This is a genomic window from Halorhodospira abdelmalekii, assembly GCF_016583625.1.
In the GTDB taxonomy this organism is placed as follows: domain Bacteria; phylum Pseudomonadota; class Gammaproteobacteria; order Nitrococcales; family Halorhodospiraceae; genus Halorhodospira; species Halorhodospira abdelmalekii.
This window is the reverse complement of record NZ_NRRN01000147.1, coordinates 1-592: the sequence shown is the minus strand read 5'-3', so window position 1 is coordinate 592 and position 592 is coordinate 1. Positions and strand designations below refer to the sequence as shown.

General features: G+C 63.3%; 1 protein-coding gene. It reads left to right on the top strand.

All coding sequences use genetic code 11. From position 1 onward, the window contains the following. Nucleotides 1-592, top strand: a 592-nt coding sequence (locus CKO15_RS13875; RefSeq protein WP_200197430.1) for an RNA-guided endonuclease InsQ/TnpB family protein, incomplete at both ends; no start/stop codon positions are given.

The following is a 592-nucleotide window of genomic DNA, read 5'->3' as shown; positions in this document are numbered from 1 at the left end:
GAGCCGGTGCGGCAGTGCGGCGAGAAGATGGGCGGGCTCGACTGGGGCTTGGAGACCTTCGCCACTGTGGCGACCGCGCACGGCACCGAGACCATCGATAACCCCCGCCATCTTGCCGGTACTTTGGGTGCCATCCGTGGTGTACAGCGCGAGATCTCCCGCAAGGAGGAGGCGGCCAAGAAGGCATCGGGTAGGAGTCGGGGCTTCCCCATCTCCAACCGGTTGCGCAAGGCGTACGATGAGTTGCGCCGACTGCATCGTAAGGTGGCCAATCAGCGCCACGACTTTCTCCATCAGGTCTCTGCCCGACTGATCAACGAGTTCAGCGCTTTGGGCCTAGAGGCCCTGAGCATTCGGAACATGACTGCTAACGGCGGTCAATATAAGCGGGGCTTGAACCGCGGTATTCTTGATGCCGCTGGCGGGGCCTTCCATCAATTGCTCAAGCTCAAAGCGGAAGAGGCGGGTGCTTGGGCGGTGGAGGCCCCGACGCGGCAGATCAAGCCCTCACAGACCTGCCACGCCTGCGGGCAGCAGGAGAAGAAACCGCTCAGCCAGCGCTGGCACAGCTGCCCTTGCGGCGCGTCCTGTT